General features: G+C 66.5%; 20 protein-coding genes, 1 other RNA gene and 2 riboswitches. Of the genes, 9 read left to right on the forward strand and 12 right to left on the reverse strand.

The window, feature by feature from the left end:
• Nucleotides 1–56 precede the first annotated feature (56 nt).
• From gcvH to D578_RS0104050, 3 genes are all read right to left on the reverse strand, one after another.
• Nucleotides 57–449 carry a glycine cleavage system protein GcvH gene (gcvH, locus tag D578_RS0104040; RefSeq protein ID WP_018948694.1) on the reverse strand — a complete coding sequence of 131 codons (393 nt, stop codon included), beginning with the start codon at nucleotides 447–449 and terminating at the stop codon, nucleotides 57–59.
• Nucleotides 450–514: 65 nt separating this feature from the next.
• Entirely contained in the window at nucleotides 515–1,621 is a 1,107-nt protein-coding gene (gene gcvT, locus D578_RS0104045; RefSeq protein ID WP_018948695.1) for a glycine cleavage system aminomethyltransferase GcvT, read from the reverse strand.
• Between the two features lie 120 nt (nucleotides 1,622–1,741).
• Nucleotides 1,742–1,853: riboswitch (glycine riboswitch) on the reverse strand.
• 1 nt (nucleotide 1,854) lies between these two features.
• A riboswitch (glycine riboswitch) is annotated at nucleotides 1,855–1,956 on the reverse strand.
• Between the two features lie 345 nt (nucleotides 1,957–2,301).
• The gene (locus tag D578_RS0104050) at nucleotides 2,302–3,222 is read right to left on the reverse strand and encodes a ZIP family metal transporter (protein ID WP_018948696.1); all 921 of its coding nucleotides are present in this window, start codon (nucleotides 3,220–3,222) and stop codon (nucleotides 2,302–2,304) included.
• Between the two features lie 192 nt (nucleotides 3,223–3,414).
• On the opposite strand from D578_RS0104050, the gene D578_RS0104055 reads away from it, so the two are divergent.
• Both D578_RS0104055 and nadC read left to right on the forward strand, forming a co-directional pair.
• A complete protein-coding gene (locus tag D578_RS0104055; RefSeq protein WP_018948697.1) occupies nucleotides 3,415–4,806 on the forward strand; it encodes a sodium:alanine symporter family protein in 1,392 nt (463 codons plus the stop codon).
• On the forward strand, nucleotides 4,796–5,704 hold the full coding sequence (gene nadC, locus D578_RS0104060) for a carboxylating nicotinate-nucleotide diphosphorylase (protein WP_018948698.1): 909 nt from the start codon (nucleotides 4,796–4,798) through the stop codon (nucleotides 5,702–5,704). Before D578_RS0104055 ends, nadC begins: the two co-directional genes overlap by 11 nt.
• A 253-nt stretch (nucleotides 5,705–5,957) precedes the next feature.
• On the opposite strand, the gene D578_RS16115 is transcribed toward nadC, so the two are convergent.
• Complete coding sequence (locus tag D578_RS16115; RefSeq protein WP_081617322.1) at nucleotides 5,958–6,230, reverse strand: hypothetical protein; 273 nt, start codon at nucleotides 6,228–6,230, stop codon at nucleotides 5,958–5,960.
• 443 nt (nucleotides 6,231–6,673) lie between these two features.
• Nucleotides 6,674–7,237: an oligoribonuclease gene (gene orn, locus D578_RS0104065; protein WP_018948699.1), complete on the reverse strand. Its 564-nt coding sequence runs from the start codon at nucleotides 7,235–7,237 to the stop codon at nucleotides 6,674–6,676.
• 128 nt (nucleotides 7,238–7,365) lie between these two features.
• Between orn and D578_RS0104070 the strand changes: the two genes are divergently transcribed.
• The 3 genes from D578_RS0104070 (at nucleotide 7,366) to rsgA (ending at nucleotide 9,221) form a co-directional block, all read left to right on the forward strand.
• Complete coding sequence (locus D578_RS0104070) at nucleotides 7,366–7,686, forward strand: cytochrome c (RefSeq protein WP_018948700.1); 321 nt, start codon at nucleotides 7,366–7,368, stop codon at nucleotides 7,684–7,686.
• Nucleotides 7,679–8,014 (forward strand): 4a-hydroxytetrahydrobiopterin dehydratase, encoded by a 336-nt coding sequence (locus D578_RS0104075; protein WP_018948701.1) that lies wholly within the window; start codon nucleotides 7,679–7,681, stop codon nucleotides 8,012–8,014. The genes D578_RS0104070 and D578_RS0104075 overlap by 8 nt, the downstream gene beginning before the upstream one ends.
• Nucleotides 8,015–8,324: 310 nt before the next feature.
• Entirely contained in the window at nucleotides 8,325–9,221 is an 897-nt protein-coding gene (rsgA, locus tag D578_RS0104080) for a ribosome small subunit-dependent GTPase A (RefSeq protein ID WP_018948702.1), read from the forward strand.
• A 138-nt stretch (nucleotides 9,222–9,359) separates the two neighbouring features.
• Here the strand turns inward: rsgA and D578_RS0104085 are convergent, their stop codons facing one another.
• From D578_RS0104085 to ffs, 6 genes are all read right to left on the reverse strand, one after another.
• Nucleotides 9,360–10,145: a hypothetical protein gene (locus D578_RS0104085; protein WP_018948703.1), complete on the reverse strand. Its 786-nt coding sequence runs from the start codon at nucleotides 10,143–10,145 to the stop codon at nucleotides 9,360–9,362.
• A 30-nt stretch (nucleotides 10,146–10,175) separates the two neighbouring features.
• Nucleotides 10,176–10,520: a histidine triad nucleotide-binding protein gene (locus D578_RS0104090; RefSeq protein WP_018948704.1), complete on the reverse strand. Its 345-nt coding sequence runs from the start codon at nucleotides 10,518–10,520 to the stop codon at nucleotides 10,176–10,178.
• A 33-nt stretch (nucleotides 10,521–10,553) separates the two neighbouring features.
• Nucleotides 10,554–11,144, reverse strand: coding sequence for a recombination mediator RecR (recR, locus tag D578_RS0104095; protein WP_018146145.1), 591 nt, complete (start codon nucleotides 11,142–11,144; stop codon nucleotides 10,554–10,556).
• Between the two features lie 22 nt (nucleotides 11,145–11,166).
• A complete protein-coding gene (locus D578_RS0104100) occupies nucleotides 11,167–11,493 on the reverse strand; it encodes a YbaB/EbfC family nucleoid-associated protein (RefSeq protein ID WP_018948705.1) in 327 nt (108 codons plus the stop codon).
• A gap of 51 nt (nucleotides 11,494–11,544) precedes the next feature.
• Nucleotides 11,545–13,389 carry a DNA polymerase III subunit gamma/tau gene (gene dnaX / locus D578_RS0104105; RefSeq protein ID WP_018948706.1) on the reverse strand — a complete coding sequence of 615 codons (1,845 nt, stop codon included), beginning with the start codon at nucleotides 13,387–13,389 and terminating at the stop codon, nucleotides 11,545–11,547.
• A gap of 86 nt (nucleotides 13,390–13,475) precedes the next feature.
• An RNA gene (gene ffs / locus D578_RS15300) (signal recognition particle sRNA small type) lies at nucleotides 13,476–13,572 on the reverse strand.
• 264 nt (nucleotides 13,573–13,836) lie between these two features.
• Between ffs and D578_RS0104110 the strand changes: the two genes are divergently transcribed.
• Together D578_RS0104110 and gorA are read left to right on the forward strand one after the other, a co-directional pair.
• The gene (locus D578_RS0104110; protein ID WP_018948707.1) at nucleotides 13,837–14,586 is read left to right on the forward strand and encodes a glutathione peroxidase; all 750 of its coding nucleotides are present in this window, start codon (nucleotides 13,837–13,839) and stop codon (nucleotides 14,584–14,586) included.
• A 183-nt stretch (nucleotides 14,587–14,769) separates the two neighbouring features.
• Nucleotides 14,770–16,164 (forward strand): glutathione-disulfide reductase, encoded by a 1,395-nt coding sequence (gene gorA / locus D578_RS0104115; protein WP_018948708.1) that lies wholly within the window; start codon nucleotides 14,770–14,772, stop codon nucleotides 16,162–16,164.
• A 597-nt stretch (nucleotides 16,165–16,761) separates the two neighbouring features.
• Here gorA and D578_RS0104125 read toward each other — a convergent pair.
• Nucleotides 16,762–17,055: a hypothetical protein gene (locus D578_RS0104125; protein WP_026289163.1), complete on the reverse strand. Its 294-nt coding sequence runs from the start codon at nucleotides 17,053–17,055 to the stop codon at nucleotides 16,762–16,764.
• A 339-nt stretch (nucleotides 17,056–17,394) separates the two neighbouring features.
• Between D578_RS0104125 and D578_RS15305 the strand changes: the two genes are divergently transcribed.
• Both D578_RS15305 and D578_RS0104135 read left to right on the forward strand, forming a co-directional pair.
• Entirely contained in the window at nucleotides 17,395–17,559 is a 165-nt protein-coding gene (locus D578_RS15305) for a DUF1328 domain-containing protein (RefSeq protein WP_018948711.1), read from the forward strand.
• A gap of 229 nt (nucleotides 17,560–17,788) precedes the next feature.
• Nucleotides 17,789–19,663, forward strand: a complete 1,875-nt coding sequence (locus D578_RS0104135; protein WP_018948712.1) for a DUF294 nucleotidyltransferase-like domain-containing protein — start codon at nucleotides 17,789–17,791, stop codon at nucleotides 19,661–19,663.
• Nucleotides 19,664–19,681 lie beyond the last annotated feature (18 nt).

The raw sequence follows: 19,681 nt of genomic DNA on the forward strand, positions 1-19,681 counted from the left end.
GAAGTTCGGTTGGGTCCCGGCCAGACGCGGCCGGGACCGGTGATACACGGCTACGCTCAGGATTCCGCCTCGACGTGCGCGGCATAGGCATCCGCATCCATCAGGGCATCCATCTGGCCGGCGTCGGACGGCTTCACCTTGAACAGCCAGCCGTCCTCGAAGGGCGACTCGTTGACCTTCTCGGGGCTGTCGGCCAGGTCCTCGTTGACCGCGGTCACCTCACCGGAGATCGGCGCATAGATATCCGAGGCGGCCTTGACCGACTCCACCGTGGCGCAGGCCGTGCCGGCATCGATGTTGCTGCCCGCTTCCGGGGCCTCGACAAACACCAGATCACCCAGCAGTTCCTGCGCGTGGTCGGTGATGCCCACGGTCACGCTGCCGTCGGCCTCGCTGCGCACCCACTCGTGGCTTTTGGTGTACTTCAGATCCTTCGGTGCTTCGCTCATGACGTCTTCCTTATCTCGATTGAACCCGCAGCCGCAGTGTAGTCACTGCGTACTGGAAATGTGCATTATCCGGCGCCCGGAAGCTCGATCTGCGGCTCGCCATTGCGGACGAATACCGGCTTGACCACGCGCACCGGCAGCTTGCGTCCGCGGATGTCCGCGTGCAGCTGCTCGGCCTCGACCCCGGCCGGGATGCGCGCAAACGCGACCGACACGCCGAGGCTGGGCGAAAAACTGCCGGAGGTGACCACGCCGTCTCCGGCCTCGGTCTCGATGCGGGTGCCGCCACGCAGCACACCGCGACCGTCCAGCACCAGCCCGACCATGCGTTCTTTCACGCCCTCGGCCTTCGACTGCTCGATGGGCGCGCGTCCGATGAAATCACGCTCGGCATCCTTCAGGGCGATGGTCCAGCCGAGGTTGGCGGTCAGCGGATTCGTCTGGTCGTCCATGTCCGTACCGTAGAGGTTCATGCCGGCCTCCAGGCGCAGGGTGTCGCGCGCGCCGAGGCCGATGGGGTGCACGCCGACGTCCTTCAGCTTCTCCCAGAGACCGTCGGCCTCCTCCGCCGGCAGCATCACCTCGAAGCCGTCTTCGCCGGTGTAGCCGGTGCGGGCGACAAACCACTTGTTATTCCAGACCGCGGAAAACGGCTTGAGATCCCCGGCACTGCGCAGATCGGCGGGCAGCAGCGGCAGGGTCTTCTCCACCGCCTGCGGGCCCTGGATCGCGATCAACGCGAACTCCGGGCGCGGCTCGACGCGGGCGTTGAAGCCCTGAACCACCGTCTGCATATGGGCGATGTCGCCCTCGGCCGTCGCGGCATTGACCACCGCGCGGTACGTATCGCCACCGGTCCAGTAGATGATCAGGTCGTCGATCACGCCGCCGGCCTCGTTCAGCATGCAGCTGTACAGCGCCCGGCCCTCGGTCTTCAGCTTGGCCACGTCGTTGGCCAACAAGTAGCGCAGGAAGGCCTGGGCCTGCGGGCCGTGGATATCCACGACCTGCATGTGCGAGACATCGAACATGCCGGCGGAATCGCGCACCCGCTTGTGCTCCTCCATCTGGGAGCCGTAATGCAGCGGCATCTCCCAACCGGCGAAATCGACCAGCTTGGCCCCCGCGCGCTGATGCGCGGCATGGAGCGGAGTTGTCTTCAACGTCGTCATGTAATTCTCGCCTTGCTTGCGTGTCGTGGTCGGCTCGCCGGCATCCGCCGGTGGAACCGCGTGGCCCGGCCGCCGCGCTCCGGGCATAAAAAAAGGGGCGGCCGGCAGAATAAATCTGCCAGCCGCCCCTCTGTCCTGAAACCTGAGAGTTTGCGTCACGTCAGCCCGTTGTCGGACTGCGTGACCGCCCCCTTCGGTGGGCCGTTTCCGGCCGCTCTCCAGAGTGTGTCTCCTGCACCGTTCCGGTCCTGTAGCCTGAGCGATTCCGGGCGGATGTTGCGCCTTCGGCGTCTGCCAATCGACTTGCGATCGCAGATCTCTTCCAGAACGGTGTGCGGGCATTCTCGAGCACCCACAGACGGACTTAATTGTAGACCAAAACACCCCCGCAGCGAAAGCCCCGACGCGCCGCGCCACTATTCGGGGGCCCCGGCCTGCCCCCTCACCTGCCCCCTCACGCATCCAAAAAGCACCGCCATTGCGAGGAGCGCAGCGACGAAGCAACCTCCGTCCGAAACCACCGGATGCTGATTCCACCGCACTGCCAGCTTCCGGAGGTTACTCGCTGCGCTCGCCCTTCGGGCCGGCCTGCGGCCGTTCAACGCGCTGCGCGCTTTTGTGCCGCGTCGCCTTCGGCTCCTCGCAATGACGGTGCCACTCGTTGCCACTGTGCCGTGCCCCTACAACGCCATGTCGATCGCGAGCAGCACCACGAAGCCGACCAGCACGCCGACCGTGGCCTGGGCCTCGTGGCCCTTGCGGTGCGACTCGGGGATGATCTCGTGGCTGATCACGAACAGCATCGCCCCGGCCGCGAAAGCCAGCCCCCAGGGGAGCAGGAACTCCATCAGCGTGATGGCACCGGCCCCGATCAGGCCACCGATCGGTTGCACCAGACCGGTCAGCAGGGTCACCCCGAATGCTGCCCACTTGCTGTAGCCCAGCGACAGCAGGGCGATGGCGACCACCAGCCCCTCCGGCATGTTCTGCAGCCCGATCCCAATGGCCAGCGCAATCCCGTCGCTTACGTCATCGCCGCCGAAGCCGACCCCCACCGCCAGGCCTTCCGGCAGGTTGTGCAAAGCGATGGCGAAGATGAACAGCCAAACGCGGCGGATTTTCTGCGGGTCGGCTCCACTTTGGGGGCCAATGAAGAAATGCTCGTGCGGCACCAGCTTGTGTAGCGCCAGCAGCGCGCCTCCGCCCAGCCCGATGCCCACCGCCAGCACCACGATGGCCATGCCCACGCCGCCGTACTGCGCCTCCGCCTGCTCCACCGAGGGCAGCACCAGCTCGAAGGCCGTGGCCGAGAGCATCACCCCGGCACCAAAGCCCATCATCGCGTCCTCGACCGACTGGCTGATGCGGCGCAGGAAGAAGATCGGGAGCGCCCCGACCGCGGTCATCAGACCGGCGATGAAGCTCGCCAGCAGCCCGATCTGCAGCGTGCTCAGATCGGCAATCCGGTCCTCCAGTACGGGCCAAAGCAGGCTGACGAGCCAGATAAAGGCCGCCAGCGCGATCAGCGACCCGACCAGAAAGATGGGGGGCACCGGCTTGCCGTGGTCTTCCTCGGATGTCGCTTGGGAGGGCTCACTCATGCTCGGTCCTTGAACGTCGTTGAGTGTATGGCGGGGAGGCCCCGGTTACTCATGGATACGGTGAACGCCGCGACGTTCCGCAGGAAAATCCTATCGCCCTGTTGCGCATAACCTATCGTAAACATCTGCCACGCGAGGTAGGATTTTCGGCGACCGCCGCACCGGCCCATCCCGGACCACAAGGACCCACCGATGCTCGACACCATCGACCAGTTCCTCGGCGACACCGCCGGCCTGCTTTGGGGCAACCCGATCACCCTGATCCTGCTGCTGGGCACCGGACTCTACCTCACCATTCGCCTGGGTCTGGTTCAGGTCGTCGCCTTCCGCGAGGGCTGGCGCGCCCTGCGCGGTACCGACGGGCGCGGCGGCGGCACCGGGCAGATCTCGCCGTTCCAGGCGCTGTCCACCGCGCTGTCCGGCACCATCGGTACGGGGAACATCGCCGGGGTCGCCACGGCCATCGCGCTGGGCGGCCCCGGGGCGCTGTTCTGGATGTGGGTCACCGCCTTCTTCGGCATGGCCACCAAATTCGCCGAGACCACCCTGGCCGTGCGCTACCGCGAGATCGCCCCGGACGGCAGCATCGCCGGCGGACCGATGTTCACCCTGCTCCACGGCCTCAAGATGAAGAAGCTGGCGATCCTGTTCGCCGCCTTCACCCTGATCGCCTCGTTCGGCATCGGCAACATGGTGCAGGCCAACTCGGTGGTCGATGGCCTGACCTTCATCGTGCCGGACCTGCGCGCCGACGACGACATCATGGGCTGGATGGCCCTGATCATCGGCGTGACCATGGCCGTGCTCGTGGCGCTGGTGATCATCGGCGGCGTCAAGCGCATCGCGATGATCGCCTCGACCATCGTCCCGTTCATGGCCGTGATCTACATGCTGGGCGCCTTCGTGGTGATTGCCGCCAACATCGAGGCCGTGCCGGCCGCGATCGGCACCATCCTGAACCTCGCGCTCAACCCCTGGGCGGCCGGCGGCGGCGCTATCGGCCTGGCCATCCAGTACGGCGTAGCGCGCGGCATGTTCTCCAACGAGGCGGGCCTCGGCTCCTCGGCCATGGCGCACGCCGCGGCCAAGAACGGCGATCCGCCGCGCGAGGGCTCGGTGGCCATGCTCGAGCCATTCATCGACACCATCGTGGTCTGCACCCTGACCGGCCTGGCCATCGTCGTCACCGGCGCCTACATCGACCGCGCCGACGACGTGGTCGGCGCGTCGCTGACCGCCACCGCCTTCAGCTCCGCGCTGGGGCCGTTCGGCGCCATGGTGGTCGGGATCAGCCTGATGCTGTTCGCCTTCTCCACCATGATCGCCTGGTCCTACTACGGCGACCGCTCGGCCTACTTCCTGTTCGGCGAACGCGCGGTAATTCCCTATCGCATCGTGTTCGTCATCCTGATCGTGATTGGCGCCACCATCCCGCTGGGCGTGGTCTGGAACTTCTCCGACATCGCCAACATCGCAATGGCGGCACCCAACCTGATCGCGCTGATCCTGCTGGCCGGCCTGGTCAAGAAGCTGCGCGACGACTACGTGGCCTACCGCCCGATGCCGGATCGCCATGAGGGATAAGCACGCCGTCGCGGGCGGTCCGGCCGACCCGTTCGCACAGGGCCCCGCGCGCCCGGATGCCGCCTTGCTGGTACGCGAGGTCGAAGCCGCCCTCGCCGAGGACCTGGGCCCCGACGGCCTGGACGGCGACCTGACCGCCGCCCTGGTCCCGGCCGAACGCGTCGCGCGCGCCACGCTGCTGCTGAAAGAGAACGCGATCGTCTGCGGCCAGGCCTGGTTCGACCGCGTATTCGCCCGCCTCGCGCCGGAGACCCGGATCGACTGGCAGGTGGCCGAAGGCACCCGCGTGGACGTGGGCGACGAACCGCGCGTGATCGCCACCCTGGAAGGCCCTGCCCGGGCCGTACTGGCCGCCGAGCGCGCAGCGCTGAACCTGCTGCAGACCCTCTCCGGCACGGCCACCGAGACCGCCCGCTGGGTCGCGCGCCTGGACGGCACGGACAGTCGCATCCTCGATACCCGCAAGACCCTGCCGGGCCTGCGTCACGGGCAAAAGTACGCCGTGCGCTGCGGCGGTGGCCACAACCATCGCCTCGCCCTGTGGGACGCCGTGCTGATCAAGGAAAACCACATCGCCGCCTGCGGCTCCATCGCCGCCGCGGTGGAGCGTGCCCGCGCCCTGGGTGCCGGACGCTGGGTCGAGGTGGAGACGGAGAACCTCGACGAGGTCGATCAGGCTCTGGCCGCCGGAGCCGACGTGATCATGCTCGACGAGCTGTCGCTGGACGACCTGGCCACCGCCGTGCAACACATCCGCGGACGCGCGATCTCCGAGGCCTCCGGCGGGGTCACGCCGGATACCCTGGCGGCCATCGCGGCCACCGGTGTGAACTACATCTCGGTCGGCGCCCTGACCAAGCACCTCCACGCCATCGACTATTCCCTCCGCCTCGACTAGCCCGCGGCTCTCGTGTTGCGATCCCGGCGATTACGGGGCATTGCTCACCGTCTGGGGGCGGGCCTGGTTCTTCCTTCGGAGTTTACGGTGCCTTCGTCCGACCGCCTGCCATGCGCTGTCTCGCCAACGCACCGCGAGGTACTTTCTTGCTTGCCCAAGAAAGTACCCAAAGAAGGGCCCCCGGATTCCGCCCGGGAACCTTGCTCCAGGGCCCTCGGGCCGGCGGCGCTGAACTCGCTGCGCTGCGCTTTGCTCAGACATCCAGCGCCCCGTGTCTATTTCTAACTGGCCGGCCCATCACGCCTTCCGCGAGGGGCTCCATACGGGAGGGGAAGGTCAAAACAGGCGGCATCCCGTAGGGTGCGGTTGAGCGCAGCGAAACGCACCATCCCCCACGCCGTGCGAAACCCTGATGCGATTCGCTTCGCTCATCACATCCTACGCCCCCCGGCACCAGCTTCGCGGGTGCGGCACGCCATGGCCGCAGGCCGAGCGTGCCGAAGATGTCCGAAAGCCTAGCCATCATCCACTAGCTATATCGCTGGGATAGCCGTTGTTTGGACCTACCTCCCCGTTGTCGTCGCGCCGAGTGGAGAGGCTTTTCGCGGGATTCAAGGGGCTGGATGTCTGAGCGAAGCGCAGCGTAGCGAGTTCAGCGCCGCCCGCGAAAAGCCTCGGAGCGAGGGAAACCCCGGGCCGCGCAGCGGGCCGGGGTCGCGGCAGTCGGGCGTGTTTCTTGGGTACTTCTTTGCACGAGCAAAGAAGTACCTCGCGGTGCGCTCGCGAGAGAGCGCCTGGCAGGCGGCGGACCGAAGCCGCCGTAAATACCGGACGATGAACCGGGACCAGCCTTCTGGGATCGGCGCCGTACAGAGGCCACCAGAAACACCAGATGTCGAACGGGACCCAGCCAGGGCGAGCACAGCACACACACCCCAAGTGCGCCATGGCGCCTGGAAGGACGGGAGGCTAGTTCTGCGACGCCGGCGGGAGCCGGATGAAGCGTTCGCGGTACAGGCGCAGTTCGTCGATGGAGTCGCGGATATCCTGCATTGCCTGGTGGGACGCATTCTTGCGCAACTGCGCGATCACGTCCGGCGCCCAGCGTCGCGCCAGCTCCTTCAGCGTGGAGACATCCAGATTCCGGTAATGGAAGTATTGCTCCAACTCCGGCATCAGGCGCGCCATAAAGCGCCGGTCCTGACAGATGGAATTGCCGCACATCGGCGAGGCCCCCTTCGGCACATACTGCGCCAGGAACTCCAGGGTCGCCTGCTCCGCATCGCGACTGTCCGACGAGCTGTTGCGCACCCGTTCGATCAGCCCCGATGTTCCATGGGTGCGCTGGTTCCATTCATCCATCCCCTCCAGCACCTCGGCGGGCTGATACAGGGCGATGACCGGCCCCTCGGCCAGGATATTCAAATCCTTGTCGGTGACGATGGTCGCCACCTCCAGGATCCGGTCGGTTTGCGGCTCCAGACCGGTCATCTCGAGATCGATCCAGATCAGGTTTTCGGCGTTCACGGCCATTTCGCGTACTCCTTCGCGGGGAGGCCGTCGTGTGACGACCACGGCCCTTTCATATGCCGCAGGAGTCTATCATCATGGTTGCGAGGCCTGTGGCCCCGGACCCCGACCCCCGTGATATGGAGGGAACAATGCGACACACCAACACACGCATTACCGCTAGCACTGCCGCGCTAGCCCTAAGCCTGGGCGGCGCGAGCATCGCGCTGGCCGACGACATCCGCGTAGGACAGGAGCTGCACAGCGACAACTGCATCAGCTGTCACGCTGACATGGTCGGAGGCGACGGCTCCGACCTCTACACCCGCTCGAACCGCATGGTCGGCTCGCACGACGAACTAGTGGCCCAGGTCAACAACTGCAACGTCAACCTCGGCACCAACTGGTTCGACGACGAGATCAATGCCGTGGTCGCCTACCTCAACGCGGAGTACTACCAGTTCGATGACTGATTTGAAGACCAAGCACTGCCAGTCCTGCGAAGGCTTCACCAACCCGATGCCACGGGAAGATGCCCAGCGCGCCCTGGGACAGCTGCACGATGCCTGGGGTATCGACGAGACCGGCAAGAGCATCCAGCGCAGCTTCAAGTTCAAGAACTTCCACGAGACCATGGCGTTCGTGAACGCCGTCGCCTGGATCGCGCATGCCGAGGATCACCACCCCGACATGGCGGTCGGCTTCAACCGCTGTGCAGTGGAGTACTCGACCCATGCCATCGGCGGGCTGAGCGAGAACGACTTTATCTGTGCCGCACGCGTCGATGCCCTGTTCGACTAACCCTAGGGAAACACTGATCAATGTACACGTTCGCGTTGGTCCCCCAGGTTTTCCGAGACAAGGCGCGGTCCGCAGCCGGTAGTGGTTCTACCGGCAAGGGGCGCAACGCAGGATCGGGGAACCTGGGGGACCAACCCCACAAGCTATCGAATGAAGGGTCTCGGCCACTTTTGCGCGCGCACGGCGTTGCGGCTCCCTTGTGCAGAACGCTGCACGGCAGTCACCGCGCCTTGTTCGCACGCAAAAGCGACTCGAGCGCGAACGTGTACATTAATCAGTGTTCCCCTAGCCGCCACGGCAGAGTACGAGCTTGACGCAGATCGCCCGGGTCTTCGCCCGCCACAACCAGATGGCCGACATCGCGGGGGCCGACGAGCCCCCGCGTCGGTTGCGCCTGCACCGCCGCTTTCGCGACCTCGCCTGCGGCGACCTGGTCGAGCTGGATGCCACTGGCGACGAAGTGGCCCGCCAGCTGGATCGCAACAACGTGCTCGTGCGCCGCGACGGCTTCGGCCGGCGCAAGGTCATCGCGGCCAATATCGACTGCGTGTGGATTGTGATCGCGCCGGAACCGGCACCCTCGCGCAACCTGATCGACCGCTTTCTGGTTGCGATCCTCAACCTGCCCGCCCGCCCCCGGCTGCTGATCAACAAGCAGGACGAGGGGCCCGCGGCCCGGCCCGAGTGGCTGGACGCCTACCGTCAGCTGGACCTGGATCCGCTATTCGTCAGCGCCAAAAGCGGGTTCGGGCTGGACGACCTGGCCGCGGCTGCGGCCGGCCAGACCAACATTCTGGTCGGACAGTCCGGCGTCGGAAAGTCCTCGCTGGTCGCCGCCCTGCTCGATCAGTACGGGATCGTCGACGCGATCGCGCCAACCACTGGCGACCTGGCCGCATCCGGCGAGGGACGCCACACCACGGTCACCGCCCAGTGGTTTCCACTGGCCAACGGCGGCGCCTGGATCGACTCGCCCGGCGTGCGAGACTTCACCCCCGAGATCCCGTCTCTGGACACCCTGCAACGCGGCTTCCCGGACATCGCGGAGCTTGGCGATCACTGCCGCTTCCGCGACTGCCGCCACCAGAGCGAGCCCGGCTGCGCGGTACTGACCGCGATCGAGGCCGGAGAACTCCCCGCTCCACGCCTGCAGGCCTGGCACGCCCTCGCCGCCGAGATCCCCGCCCAGAACCGCGCTCGCGGGTAACTTTTCGACCACGAAGCGCACGCAGGCCCGAAGAAAACCACGGGTTATATAGCGATTAACAGGAAGGGGAGGCCGCACGGTGGCGTGCAGCGAGAGTCGCGGCGGAACGTGTGGCAGGTGTCGCGGCGGGGGCCGGGATCAGAAGGTAAAACCCATCTCGACGCCGATGACCGAGGAGGCCGGCTCGCGGCTCACGCCTTCGAACTCAAGGCGATCGGCCAGCCAGTTATCCGTCGAGTTCAGCGAATAGTCGTCGTAGTACAGGCTCAGGGACAGCTCGGACTGGTTCTGCAGGCGCAGGCGGCCATCCAGACTCAGGTAACCGGCGGTGCGGCCCGTCTCGCGTCTGCGATCACCGTAGCCAAAGCCCAGATCACGATCCTCGCTGGACAGGGGCTGGCGTACACCCACCCGGAACTGGCTATCGAAACGCCCGGAGACGAAGGTCGGACCGAAGCTGAAATCGGTGAAGTACGCGGTGGACTCACCGGCCGGCCCGAGTTCGTTCCAGTCCGGACGCGTCTCCATGCCCACCCCAAGATTCAGGCCGTACCCGAAGCCCCCACCCAGTTCCTGGTGATAGCCACCCACCGCCTCGAACAGGCGTGTCCCGCCAAAGGCATTGTCGGCGTCATCCAGGGCCGAGGCATCGCCGGTACTGCGCACCGACAGGCGGTAGCGCGATTCACTGTCGCGACCGGTTTCCGGCTCGTCGCGCAACGTCACCCCCGCCCCACCGATCCCCTGGGCCTGGGGTGACGCAACCAGCGAGTAACGGTCGGAGGCGCTGGCAGCGCCCGTGCCCAGTGCGAGACCCGCAACCACCAGCGAAACGACGAACCGGGCCGAGCGCGCACGAAGCGGCCGCAGGCATTGTGCCTGCGGCCGCTTCAGGGCTGCACCGTTCGATCCTTGTCGCGTCACACCAGTAATCCGTGTTGTCGTTCCTGGTCGCTAGCCGGGGGGCCAACTCAGTGCACGCCCAGCGAGGACATGCATGTGTATATGGTAGACCGTTTGCCCACCGTGGTCGTTGCAATTCATCACGGCTCGATAACCCTTCTCCGCAAATCCGCGATCGCGTGCGATCTCCGCCGCGGCCCGGGCCATCTGCCCGATCACCGGGGCCTCCGCAGCACTCAAATCGTTCAGCGTGGCAATGTGCGTTTTCGGGATCACCAGCACATGTTCGGGCGCCTGCGGGTTCAGATCCTCGAAGGCCAGCACCGCATCGTCCTCGAACACCACTCGGGCCGGGATCTCGCCCGCCACGATCTTGCAAAACACGCAATCCGTCATGCCGCCACTCCTGTATCAAAATATTACCACGCATCAATATTCGCGCCGACCCGAAAGTGCATGCGCCAGGGTGCCGGCATCGATGTACTCCAGCTCGCCGCCGCTGGGGATACCCTGGGCGATTCGCGTGGTACGAATCCCGTGACGTGCGGCCATCTCCGCCAGATAATGCGCGGTCACCTCGCCCTCTACCGACGTGTTCGTGGCCAGGATCAGCTCCTCCACGCCCTCCGCCTGCAAACGGGCCTCCAGTCGGTCGAGCCCGAGCTCCTCCGGGCCAATCCCGTCCAGCGGCGACAGCCGTCCCAGCAAAACGTGAAACCGACCGCCGAAATCCGTGGCCGACTCGATCGCCAGCACGTCGCCGGGACTCTCTACCACGCAAACCACCCGCGAATCGCGCTCCGGGTCCGCACAGCGCGAACAGGTCTCGGCCGAGGTCAGCGTGCGGCACACCGAGCAATGCCCGATGCGCGCCACGGCCTCGTCCACCGCCCGCGACAAGCGCCGCGCGCCCTCACGGTCGCGCTCCAGCAAGTGCAGCGCCATGCGCCGCGCCGACTTCGCCCCGACCCCGGGGAGGCAGCGCAGCGCCTGGACCAGCTCGTCCAGTTCCGCTTCCATCAGGCGCGCCCGCTCCGCCGGCTCAGAACGGTAGCTTCATGCCGGCCGGCAGGCCCATGCCCTCGGTCAGGTTTCCCATGCGCTCCTGCGTGGTGGACTCGACCTTCTGCACCGCGTCGTTGATCGCGGCGGCCACCAGGTCTTCGAGCATGTCGCGATCATCGTCGAACAGGCTGGGATCGATCTTCACGCGGCGCGCGGCGTACTTGCCGGTCAACACCACGCTGACCAGCCCGCCGCCGGCCTGGCCCTCGATCTCCATCTCGGCCAGCTCGGCCTGCACCTTCTGCATGTCTTCCTGCATCTTCTGGGCCTGCTTCATCAGGCCACCCATGCCACCTTTCATCATCGGTTCGATCTCCTGCCCCGCACAACGGCGGGTTTGTCCGTATTCGACGGGTTAGCGCGGGGCCGACGACGCGTCGCCCGCGGAGTTGTCTTCGTTTGTTTCGCGAATGCGCACCGCGCCCAGTTCGGCGCCAAATTCCTGACCCAGGGCCTGAACCACCGGGTCCTCGCGCATGGTCGTCTCGGCGCTAGCCTGACGCTCTGCCGAGGCGGCCGCAAGCCGCGCCGCGGGCGTCGTCTCCGACGGTTCGGACTGGTTGACGATCTCCAGGCGGAGCGAGTGGCCCAGCGTCTTCTCCAGCGCTTCCTTCAGGCGGGTCTTGGCCCGGTCGGTACACAACATACCCGGGGTTACCGCAATCACCACGCACTCCTGGTCATGCTTGCGCAGCTCCGCGTGCAGGGCGAGTTCGCGCACGGTCCCCATGGGCAGACCCTCGGCAAAACGATGCCAGTCGAACATCCCGTCCGCGGCCACTGCGGGTGCGACCGGTTCCGCAGTCGAAGATGCCGCCTGCGTGGCCTGTCGCGGCGGTGCCTCGTGGTGCGTGGACTCACCGGGATGCGCCTGCGGCGTGGATGCCTCCCGCGGAGGTGGCGGCTCGCTCACCCTCTCGCGGGGCGGCGGCGAGTTTTCCCCGGTGCGCGAGGCCGCCTGCGCGGCCGATTTCGGCTCGGCCGGTTCGACTGCAGCGGGTCGCGCCGCGGGCGCGGCATTACGGGAGGGCGCGGCACGCGGCGCAGCCGCTTCCCCGCGCGCCGCGGCCGGCCGCCGTTCGGCCTGGCCCTCGTCCTCCCCAGACCCCGGGGCTGGCTCCGGGCGAAAGGCCAGCAGGCGCAGCAGGGTCATCTCCACGCCCATGCGCGCGTCCGGCGCGTAGGGCAGATCACGCACCCCGTGGATCAGGATCTGATAGGCCAGCTGAATGGTTTCCGGGTCGACCCGGCCGGCGGCCTCGTGTGCCCAGACCAGCGCCTCCTCGCCCGCCGCCGGTGTGGCACCGGCCACCTGCTGCACCGCCACCTGATGCACCAGCGCGGCGAGCTCGTCCAGCAGGCGCGACCAGTCGGGTCCCAGCGTCTCCAGCTCCGCCAGGCCCGCCAGCAGGGCCGGGCCGTCCCCGGCAAACACTGCATCCAGCAGCGCGGCCAGTCGCGTGCGCGGGAGCAATCCAAGCATGTCGCAGGCGTCGGATTCGCTCAGGCGGTCGCCGCCATAGGCAATCGCCTGGTCGGTCAGACTCAGGGCATCGCGCATCGAGCCCTCGGCCGCCTCGCCCAGACGCAGCAGTGCACCCGGCTCGGCCTCGACGCCTTCGGCGGCCAGGATCCGGGTCAAGTGCTCGGCGATCATCGCCGGCGGCATCGGCTTCAGGTTGAACTGCAGGCAGCGCGACAGCACGGTGACCGGCAGCTTCTGCGGATCGGTCGTCGCCAGCAGGAACTTCACGTGTTCCGGCGGCTCCTCCAGTGTCTTCAACAAGGCGTTGAAGCTCTTCTCCGAGAGCATGTGTACCTCGTCGATCAGGTACACCTTGAAGCGCCCGGTGGTCGGGGCATAGGAGACGTTGTCCAGAAGCTCGCGGGTGTCGTCCACCCGAGTGCGCGAGGCGGCATCCACTTCGATCAAGTCGAGGTGGCGACCCTCCGCGATCTCAACGCAGGAACGGCACTCGCCGCAGGGCGTGGCCGTCACGCCGGTCTCGCAGTTGAGACAGCGCGCAAGAATCCGGGCAATGGAGGTCTTGCCCACCCCACGGGTACCGGCAAACAGGTAGGCGTGGTGCAGACGTTCGCCACTCAGGGCATTGGCCAGGGCGCGCACCACATGCGGCTGCCCGACCAGGTCCTCGAAGCGCGAGGGACGCCACTTGCGGGCTAGAACCTGGTGACTCATGCCTCCCCCGTCAGTGGAGTCTGTTGCGTGCCCGGGTGCGGGGCAATCACCGCAGGAATCTGGGCCGCAAGGAAAAGGGTGGTGGCCCGCACCCGCCACACCCCGGCGCCCGACGCAGTTGCTACCGTTGCTCCCTTCCGGGCCTGGCGGGGTTCACAACCTGTCGTCGCGAGGGGACTGATACGGACCACCATAACGCGGACCGCGATTCGGGCTTTCCGAATCCGGGCGGCAAGCTTCCGCATTTCCGGCGAACGCGTCAACCTTAAGACGCCACGAAGGGCCGGAACTGCCGATAGCCAGAAACTAACAATCGCATAGATAACGAAAACTGGATCAATGAGAGGCCAGCCCTTATCTTGGTTCTCGTAGTCGGGCATCGGCTCGACCGAACCAAAATCCTCTTTCTGGTCTACTGCATTTAACACCCAAACAGGAGTACGAAACATGGAACTCGAAAATCGCGAAGGTCAGCGCGTCCCGGAAGTCACCTTCCGCTGCCGCAAGGACAACGACTGGAATGACGTGCGCACGGACGACCTGTTCAAGGGTCGCAACGTGGTCGTCTTCGCCCTGCCGGGCGCGTTCACCCCGACCTGCTCGTCTGCCCACGTACCGCGCTACAACGAGCTGGCGCCGGTGCTCAAGAAGCACGGCATCGACGAGATCGTCTGCATCTCGGTCAATGACGGCTTCGTGATGGAAGCCTGGCAGGCCGACCAACAGGCCGACCGCGTGACCTTCATCGCCGACGGCAACGGCGAGTTCACCGAACAGATGGGCATGCTGGTCGACAAGAGCGACCTCGGCTTTGGCCACCGCTCCTGGCGCTATTCGATGCTGGTGCGCGACGGTGTGATCGAGAAGCAGTTCATCGAACCGGACGAGCCGGGTGACCCCTTCGTGGTCTCCGACGCCGACACCATGCTCGCCCACGTCGCCCCGGATGCGGCCTGCCCCGACGACGTGGTCGTCTTCACCAAGCCGGGCTGCCCGTACTGCGCCAGCGCCAAGGAAATGCTGGACAAGGCCGGTCTCGACTACGAAGAGATCGTGCTGGGCCGCGACGCCAGCCTGCGCAGCCTGCGTGCCGCCACCGGCGCAATGACCGTGCCGCAGGTATTTGTCGGGGGTCAGCGCATCGGCGGCGCGGAAGATCTGCAGGCGTGGATCTCCCGCGAGAAAAAGGCGGCGTAAGTCCGTCACCACCACCCGGGGCGGGTCCATGGCCCGCCCCGGATGGCCATCCGAATCACCGGGTGGCCATCCGTGTCCGGACGCCGACACACCCGGACGTCCGGACACGGATGGCAAACCCTGACGACCGTGCACGCCACGGTCGTTGTGCGAAACTTTTACCAAACCCTTCGAGGAATCGACATGGAACACTACGACATCATCGTGATCGGCGGCGGTAGCGGCGGGCTGGCCGTTGCGGAACGTGCCGCCCCGCACGGCGCCCGCGTCGCCGTGTTCGACCCCCAGCCGCTGGGCGGCACCTGCGTAAACGAGGGCTGCGTGCCGAAGAAGCTCACCTGGTACGCGGCGGAGCACCTGTCGCACGCCCGCGAGGCCGGCGAGTTCGGTGTGGACGTCGAGGTCAAGGGCATCCGCTACGCCGACCTGGCAAACAAGCGCCAGGCGATGCTGAAGGACCTGAATCAGTACTGGTCCGGTCAGCTGGAGAAGATGGGTGTCACCCACATCCCGGAGCGCGCCCGTCTGGCCGACAAGAACAAGGTGGTCAGCGAGAGCGGCGCCGAATACACCGCCGAACGCATCGTGCTGGCCATGGGTGGCGCGCCGCTCGTGCCGCCGCTGGAGGGCGCCGAGCTGGGCGCAACCTCCGACGACTTCTTCGAGTGGACCGAGCTGCCGGAATCCATCGCCGTCATCGGCGGAGGCTACATCGGCCTGGAAATGGCCGGCATGCTGCGCTCCATGGGCGTGAAGACCGACGTGGTCGCGATGGAGGACCGCGTGTTGGAGATGGCCGACCCGATGATCTCGCAGGCGCTGGACCAGCATATGGAGCACCAGGGCATCCGCCGCCATCTGGGCATGAAGGCCGCGGGCCTGGGCGGCAAGCCCGGCGCAGTCACCGTCAAACTGGATGGCGGCAAGGAACTTGGGCCGTACGAGAAGGTGCTGTGGGCCGTCGGTCGCAAGCCGGCCACCCAGGACATGGGCCTGGAAGAGGCCGGCGTCGAAATCGCCCGCGACGGCACCATCCCGGTGGACGAATGGCAGGCCACCAACGTCGACGGCATCTATGCCGTGGGCGACATTATCGGCAAGGGCCCGCTGACCCCGGTCGCGATTGCCGCCGGCCGCCGCCTTGCCGACCACTGGTATGCCCCGGAGAGCAACCCGGTGCCGGTGGACTACGACCAGATCCCCACAGTCACCTTCACCCACCCGACCGCGGGCATGGTCGGCCTGACCGAGCCGCAGGCAGTCGAGCAGCACGGCGACTCCGTGCGCGTCTACGAGACCCAGTTCGGCGGGCTGAACCGTGCCTTCGCCGAGGGCGAGGTGCCGCCGGTGGCGATGAAGCTGGTCTGCGCCGGGGACGACGAAAAGGTCGTTGGCATCCACATGATCGGTGTCAACGTCGACGAGATGCTGCAGGGCTTTGCGGTGGCCGTGCGCATGGGCGCAACCAAGCGCGACCTGGACCTGACCATCCCGCTGCACCCGACCAGCGCCGAGGAACTGGTCACCCTGAAGGAAGGCCGCCCGGGCCGCCAGGACGGGCTGGCCAAGGCCGCCTGAGGGTCGCCCCACCGCCCTCCCCACGCATAACGCCGCGCCGGCAACCGACCGGGGCGGCGTTCCTTTGTGGGGTATTGCAAGCGGGTTCTTGCCCCGCATGTGTCTTCAGAGGCGCCCGCCCACCGAGGCGGCGAATGCGTCGCGCGTGAAGTCCCTGTCACTGTCACGGTCACGGTCACGGTCATCGCGTTCGTACTCGGCGCGAACGCAGGAAGCGGTCCAGATCCACCTGCGCGCCCTGACCATAGAGCGGGTCCACGCCATCGTTGTCAGCAAGATCGCTTTCATGTTCGCGTCCCCTTCCTGATCGTAATCGAAATGTAAAATTTCTTGACTGCCCTAAAGGCGCCGGCGATTTTCCCGCAGCCCTGCAGGTAGAAGAAGAAAAAATGCGTAATTCATTTTCAAAAACTTGCAAAACAGCACCACCCCGAAACCCGGCTCGTGATACCGCGCACGCCCACAGAACCGAAAAGGCTGATGGGCGAACCGCCATCCGCTCATGGCGACCCACCCACCAGCCTTTTGTTTCCTGATTGCCGTATCCGTTTGACCGAATCCCTTTCCGACCCAGCCCCACCGCACGGCGACCACTGATCAATCCATGTCGCGCGGCGGATCCTCCTCGGAGAACTCGTCGTCATGCCCCGCGGGGCCGGATTCACCCTCTTGCACCTCATCCTCATCCTCGCGCAGATCCTCGATCCAGCCACGCAGGTCCTCGTCCATCTCCTCGACCGTCTCGCCGGCCTCCTGCGCCGGGCCCGGGTCGGAACAGCCCGCCAGCATGCCGCCAAGCCCCAGAATCAGGGCAACCGCATATACCGGAAGCGGCAGGAATAGGGACGGACCATCGGCATCCTTGCGTGGTTTTCGCATAACGCTATTCATTGCATGTTCCCTCCAGGAATTCTTTTCCAGGGCGCGCCGATCAATGCTTCCCAATCCATGAAGAGGCAACATGGTTGTGCCGACCCCGGGACCATATCCCGCCATACACCGAAGCCGTCCTGAACAGGTTCACATTTCCCCACCCGACACACTGTCATCCGATGAAAAACCCACAGCGAGGATCACCCACCAGCCCCCAGTGTGTCCTTGATGGATACACCCGGTCGCCAATGGGAATTCGAAACTGAGAACTGGTACGCCAAGCCGAATACAAGAAACGATCGGGCAGCGAATTCTGGCCTACACTCAGAATCCACAAGATTCGAAAGGAGAGAACCAATGCTGGGATGGGCACTACTTTTCCTGATCGTTGCGATCATCGCGGGCGCCCTGGGGCTAAGCGGGATTGCCGGGGCCGCCACGCAAATCGCCTGGATCCTGTTTGTCGTGGGCCTGATCCTGGCGGTGGTGTTCTTCGTCACCGGCAGGCGCCCCCCGGTGTAACGAAGGCTTGCTGACGGCCGGGCGAATGCGAACGCCGGCATTCGCCTTCGCCTCCCCTACGCCGTGGCCCGGTGTAACGAGAAGAAACACGCGTGTTACGCAACGTAACGCGCGGACAGACCGCTTGACCACAACCTGCTGATTCCCGGGGATCAACGGATTGGCGTACAACTTGCAGCAAACACCCCAAACGTGAACACCACATCACTTTGGGGATGCCGCTACCGCCATGTCCGACGCGCTCGACAGCACCCGGGAGTTCCTCGGCGCCCACGCCCCGTTCGACCAGCTCGAGACGGACGCGCTGGAGTTCCTCCTGCCGCGGCTGGAGAGCCGCTTCTACGCCCGTGGTGCGCGCATCACCGACCCCGAGGCCGGGCCCGCCCAGCGCTTCCACATCATCCGCCAGGGCCGCATCCGCGGCGAGACCCCCAGCGAGGACGAACAGCTCTCCGGCAAGGCCTGGGAGCTGATCCCCGGCGAATGCTTCCCGATCGGCGCCCTGCTCGGCCGCCGCGCGGTGCACACCGTGCACCGCGCGGCCGAGGACACCGTCTGTCTGGAACTAAGCCTGGAGGACTTCGACCGCCTGCGCACCCGTTCGCGGATCTTCAACGACTTCTGCACGCGACGCCTGGCCAATCTGCTGGACCGCCTGCAGCAGGGCCTGGACACCCTGTCGGCCCGCGACGGCGGCGCCGGACAACTCAACACGCCGCTGGTCCTGCGCCTGGCGCGCAGTCCGGTCACCTGCCGCCCGGACACCCGGCTGCGCGACGTCCTGACCACCATGCGCGACGAGCGCGTCGGCTCGATCGTCGCGGTGGACGACAACCAGCGGCCGGTGGGCATCTTCACCCTGCATGACCTGCTCGCGCGCGTGGCGCTCGCGGATGTCGACCTCGACACCCCAGTCGCGGCCGTGATGACCCCCGACCCGGTGGCGCTGGAGGAGAGCGCCCCGGGCTTCGAGGGTATCGAGGCGATGACCGAGCACGGCATGACCCACCTGTGCGTGGTGCGCGACGGGCGCCTGGTCGGCGTGCTGGGCGAACGCGACCTGCTGACCAGCCAGCCGTTGACCCTGGACGGCCTGGTACGCGCGCTCCGCCGCGCCGACTCCGTCGCCGCAATCGCCGAACGCCTGCGCCAGGTGCCTCGTCTGATCGAGGCGGTGGCAGGCCAGGGGGCCGAGGCCGATCAGGTCCTGCGCCTCATCACGCGCCTCAACGAACACGCCACCCGCCGGGTGCTGGCGCTGCTGCGCGCCGAGCACGAGGCGATCGAGGGCATCGACTTCACCTGGCTGGCGTTCGGCTCCCAGGCGCGCGAGGAGCAGGCCCTGGTCACCGATCAGGACAACGGCATCCTGTTCGACGCCGAGGCCAGCGACGCGGACGCAATCCGCGAGCGCCTGCTGCCGTACGCGAAGGCCGTGAACCAGGCGCTGGCCGAGTGCGGGTTCATGCTGTGCCCCGGCAACATCATGGCCGGCAACCCGGAATGCTGCCTGAGCGGCCCGGAGTGGGATCAGCGCTTCACCCGCTGGATCGAGCAGGGCACGCCGGAACACCTGCTCAAGAGCAGCATCTTCTTCGACCTGCGCGCGGTGGACGGCGATGCCGGACCCGTCGAGGCGCTGCGTACCCGGCTGCTGCAGAAGACCGCCTTCAACAGCCGCTTCCGCCGCCAGATGGCTGCCAACCAGCAGATGTTCCGCCCGCCCCTGGGGCTGTTCGGCGAAATCAAGAGCGGGTCCAACGGGATCGACATCAAGAAACAGGGCCTCACGCCCTTCGTCGACGGCGCACGGGTGATTGCGCTGGCCGCCGAGCTGCCGGCCACGCGCACCCACGAGCGCCTGGACCAGGCCGTTGCGGCCGACGTAATGCGCGCCGCCGATGCCCGGGACTACCACGCCGCCCTGCGCTACCTGCAGATGCTGCGCCTGCGCGCCCAGCAAAAGGCGCTGCGCGAGGGGCGCGACGACGACAACCGAATCCGGCCGGAAGAGCTGGGTGCCCTGGAGGGACGGGTGCTCAAGGAGAGTTTCCGGCAGGCCCGCAAGCTGCAGGGACAGCTTGAGGTGCAATACCAGCTGTGACGGAACACGGCAAACAAC

This window comes from Thioalkalivibrio sp. ALMg11, from assembly GCF_000377905.1.
Taxonomy (GTDB): domain Bacteria; phylum Pseudomonadota; class Gammaproteobacteria; order Ectothiorhodospirales; family Ectothiorhodospiraceae; genus Thioalkalivibrio.

Excerpts from the sequence above, each read along its gene's own strand:
- gcvH (WP_018948694.1), bottom strand. The coding sequence starts at position 449 with ATGAGCGAAGCACCGAAGGATCTGAAGTACACCAAAAGCCACGAGTGG.
- gcvT (WP_018948695.1), bottom strand. The coding sequence starts at position 1,621 with ATGACGACGTTGAAGACAACTCCGCTCCATGCCGCGCATCAGCGCGCG.
- D578_RS0104050 (WP_018948696.1), bottom strand. The coding sequence starts at position 3,222 with ATGAGTGAGCCCTCCCAAGCGACATCCGAGGAAGACCACGGCAAGCCG.
- D578_RS0104055 (WP_018948697.1), top strand. The coding sequence starts at position 3,415 with ATGCTCGACACCATCGACCAGTTCCTCGGCGACACCGCCGGCCTGCTT.
- nadC (WP_018948698.1), top strand. The coding sequence starts at position 4,796 with ATGAGGGATAAGCACGCCGTCGCGGGCGGTCCGGCCGACCCGTTCGCA.
- D578_RS16115 (WP_081617322.1), bottom strand. The coding sequence starts at position 6,230 with ATGATGGCTAGGCTTTCGGACATCTTCGGCACGCTCGGCCTGCGGCCA.
- orn (WP_018948699.1), bottom strand. The coding sequence starts at position 7,237 with ATGGCCGTGAACGCCGAAAACCTGATCTGGATCGATCTCGAGATGACC.
- D578_RS0104070 (WP_018948700.1), top strand. The coding sequence starts at position 7,366 with ATGCGACACACCAACACACGCATTACCGCTAGCACTGCCGCGCTAGCC.
- D578_RS0104075 (WP_018948701.1), top strand. The coding sequence starts at position 7,679 with ATGACTGATTTGAAGACCAAGCACTGCCAGTCCTGCGAAGGCTTCACC.
- D578_RS0104090 (WP_018948704.1), bottom strand. The coding sequence starts at position 10,520 with ATGACGGATTGCGTGTTTTGCAAGATCGTGGCGGGCGAGATCCCGGCC.
- recR (WP_018146145.1), bottom strand. The coding sequence starts at position 11,144 with ATGGAAGCGGAACTGGACGAGCTGGTCCAGGCGCTGCGCTGCCTCCCC.
- D578_RS0104100 (WP_018948705.1), bottom strand. The coding sequence starts at position 11,493 with ATGATGAAAGGTGGCATGGGTGGCCTGATGAAGCAGGCCCAGAAGATG.
- dnaX (WP_018948706.1), bottom strand. The coding sequence starts at position 13,389 with ATGAGTCACCAGGTTCTAGCCCGCAAGTGGCGTCCCTCGCGCTTCGAG.
- D578_RS0104110 (WP_018948707.1), top strand. The coding sequence starts at position 13,837 with ATGGAACTCGAAAATCGCGAAGGTCAGCGCGTCCCGGAAGTCACCTTC.
- gorA (WP_018948708.1), top strand. The coding sequence starts at position 14,770 with ATGGAACACTACGACATCATCGTGATCGGCGGCGGTAGCGGCGGGCTG.
- D578_RS0104125 (WP_026289163.1), bottom strand. The coding sequence starts at position 17,055 with ATGAATAGCGTTATGCGAAAACCACGCAAGGATGCCGATGGTCCGTCC.
- D578_RS15305 (WP_018948711.1), top strand. The coding sequence starts at position 17,395 with ATGCTGGGATGGGCACTACTTTTCCTGATCGTTGCGATCATCGCGGGC.
- D578_RS0104135 (WP_018948712.1), top strand. The coding sequence starts at position 17,789 with ATGTCCGACGCGCTCGACAGCACCCGGGAGTTCCTCGGCGCCCACGCC.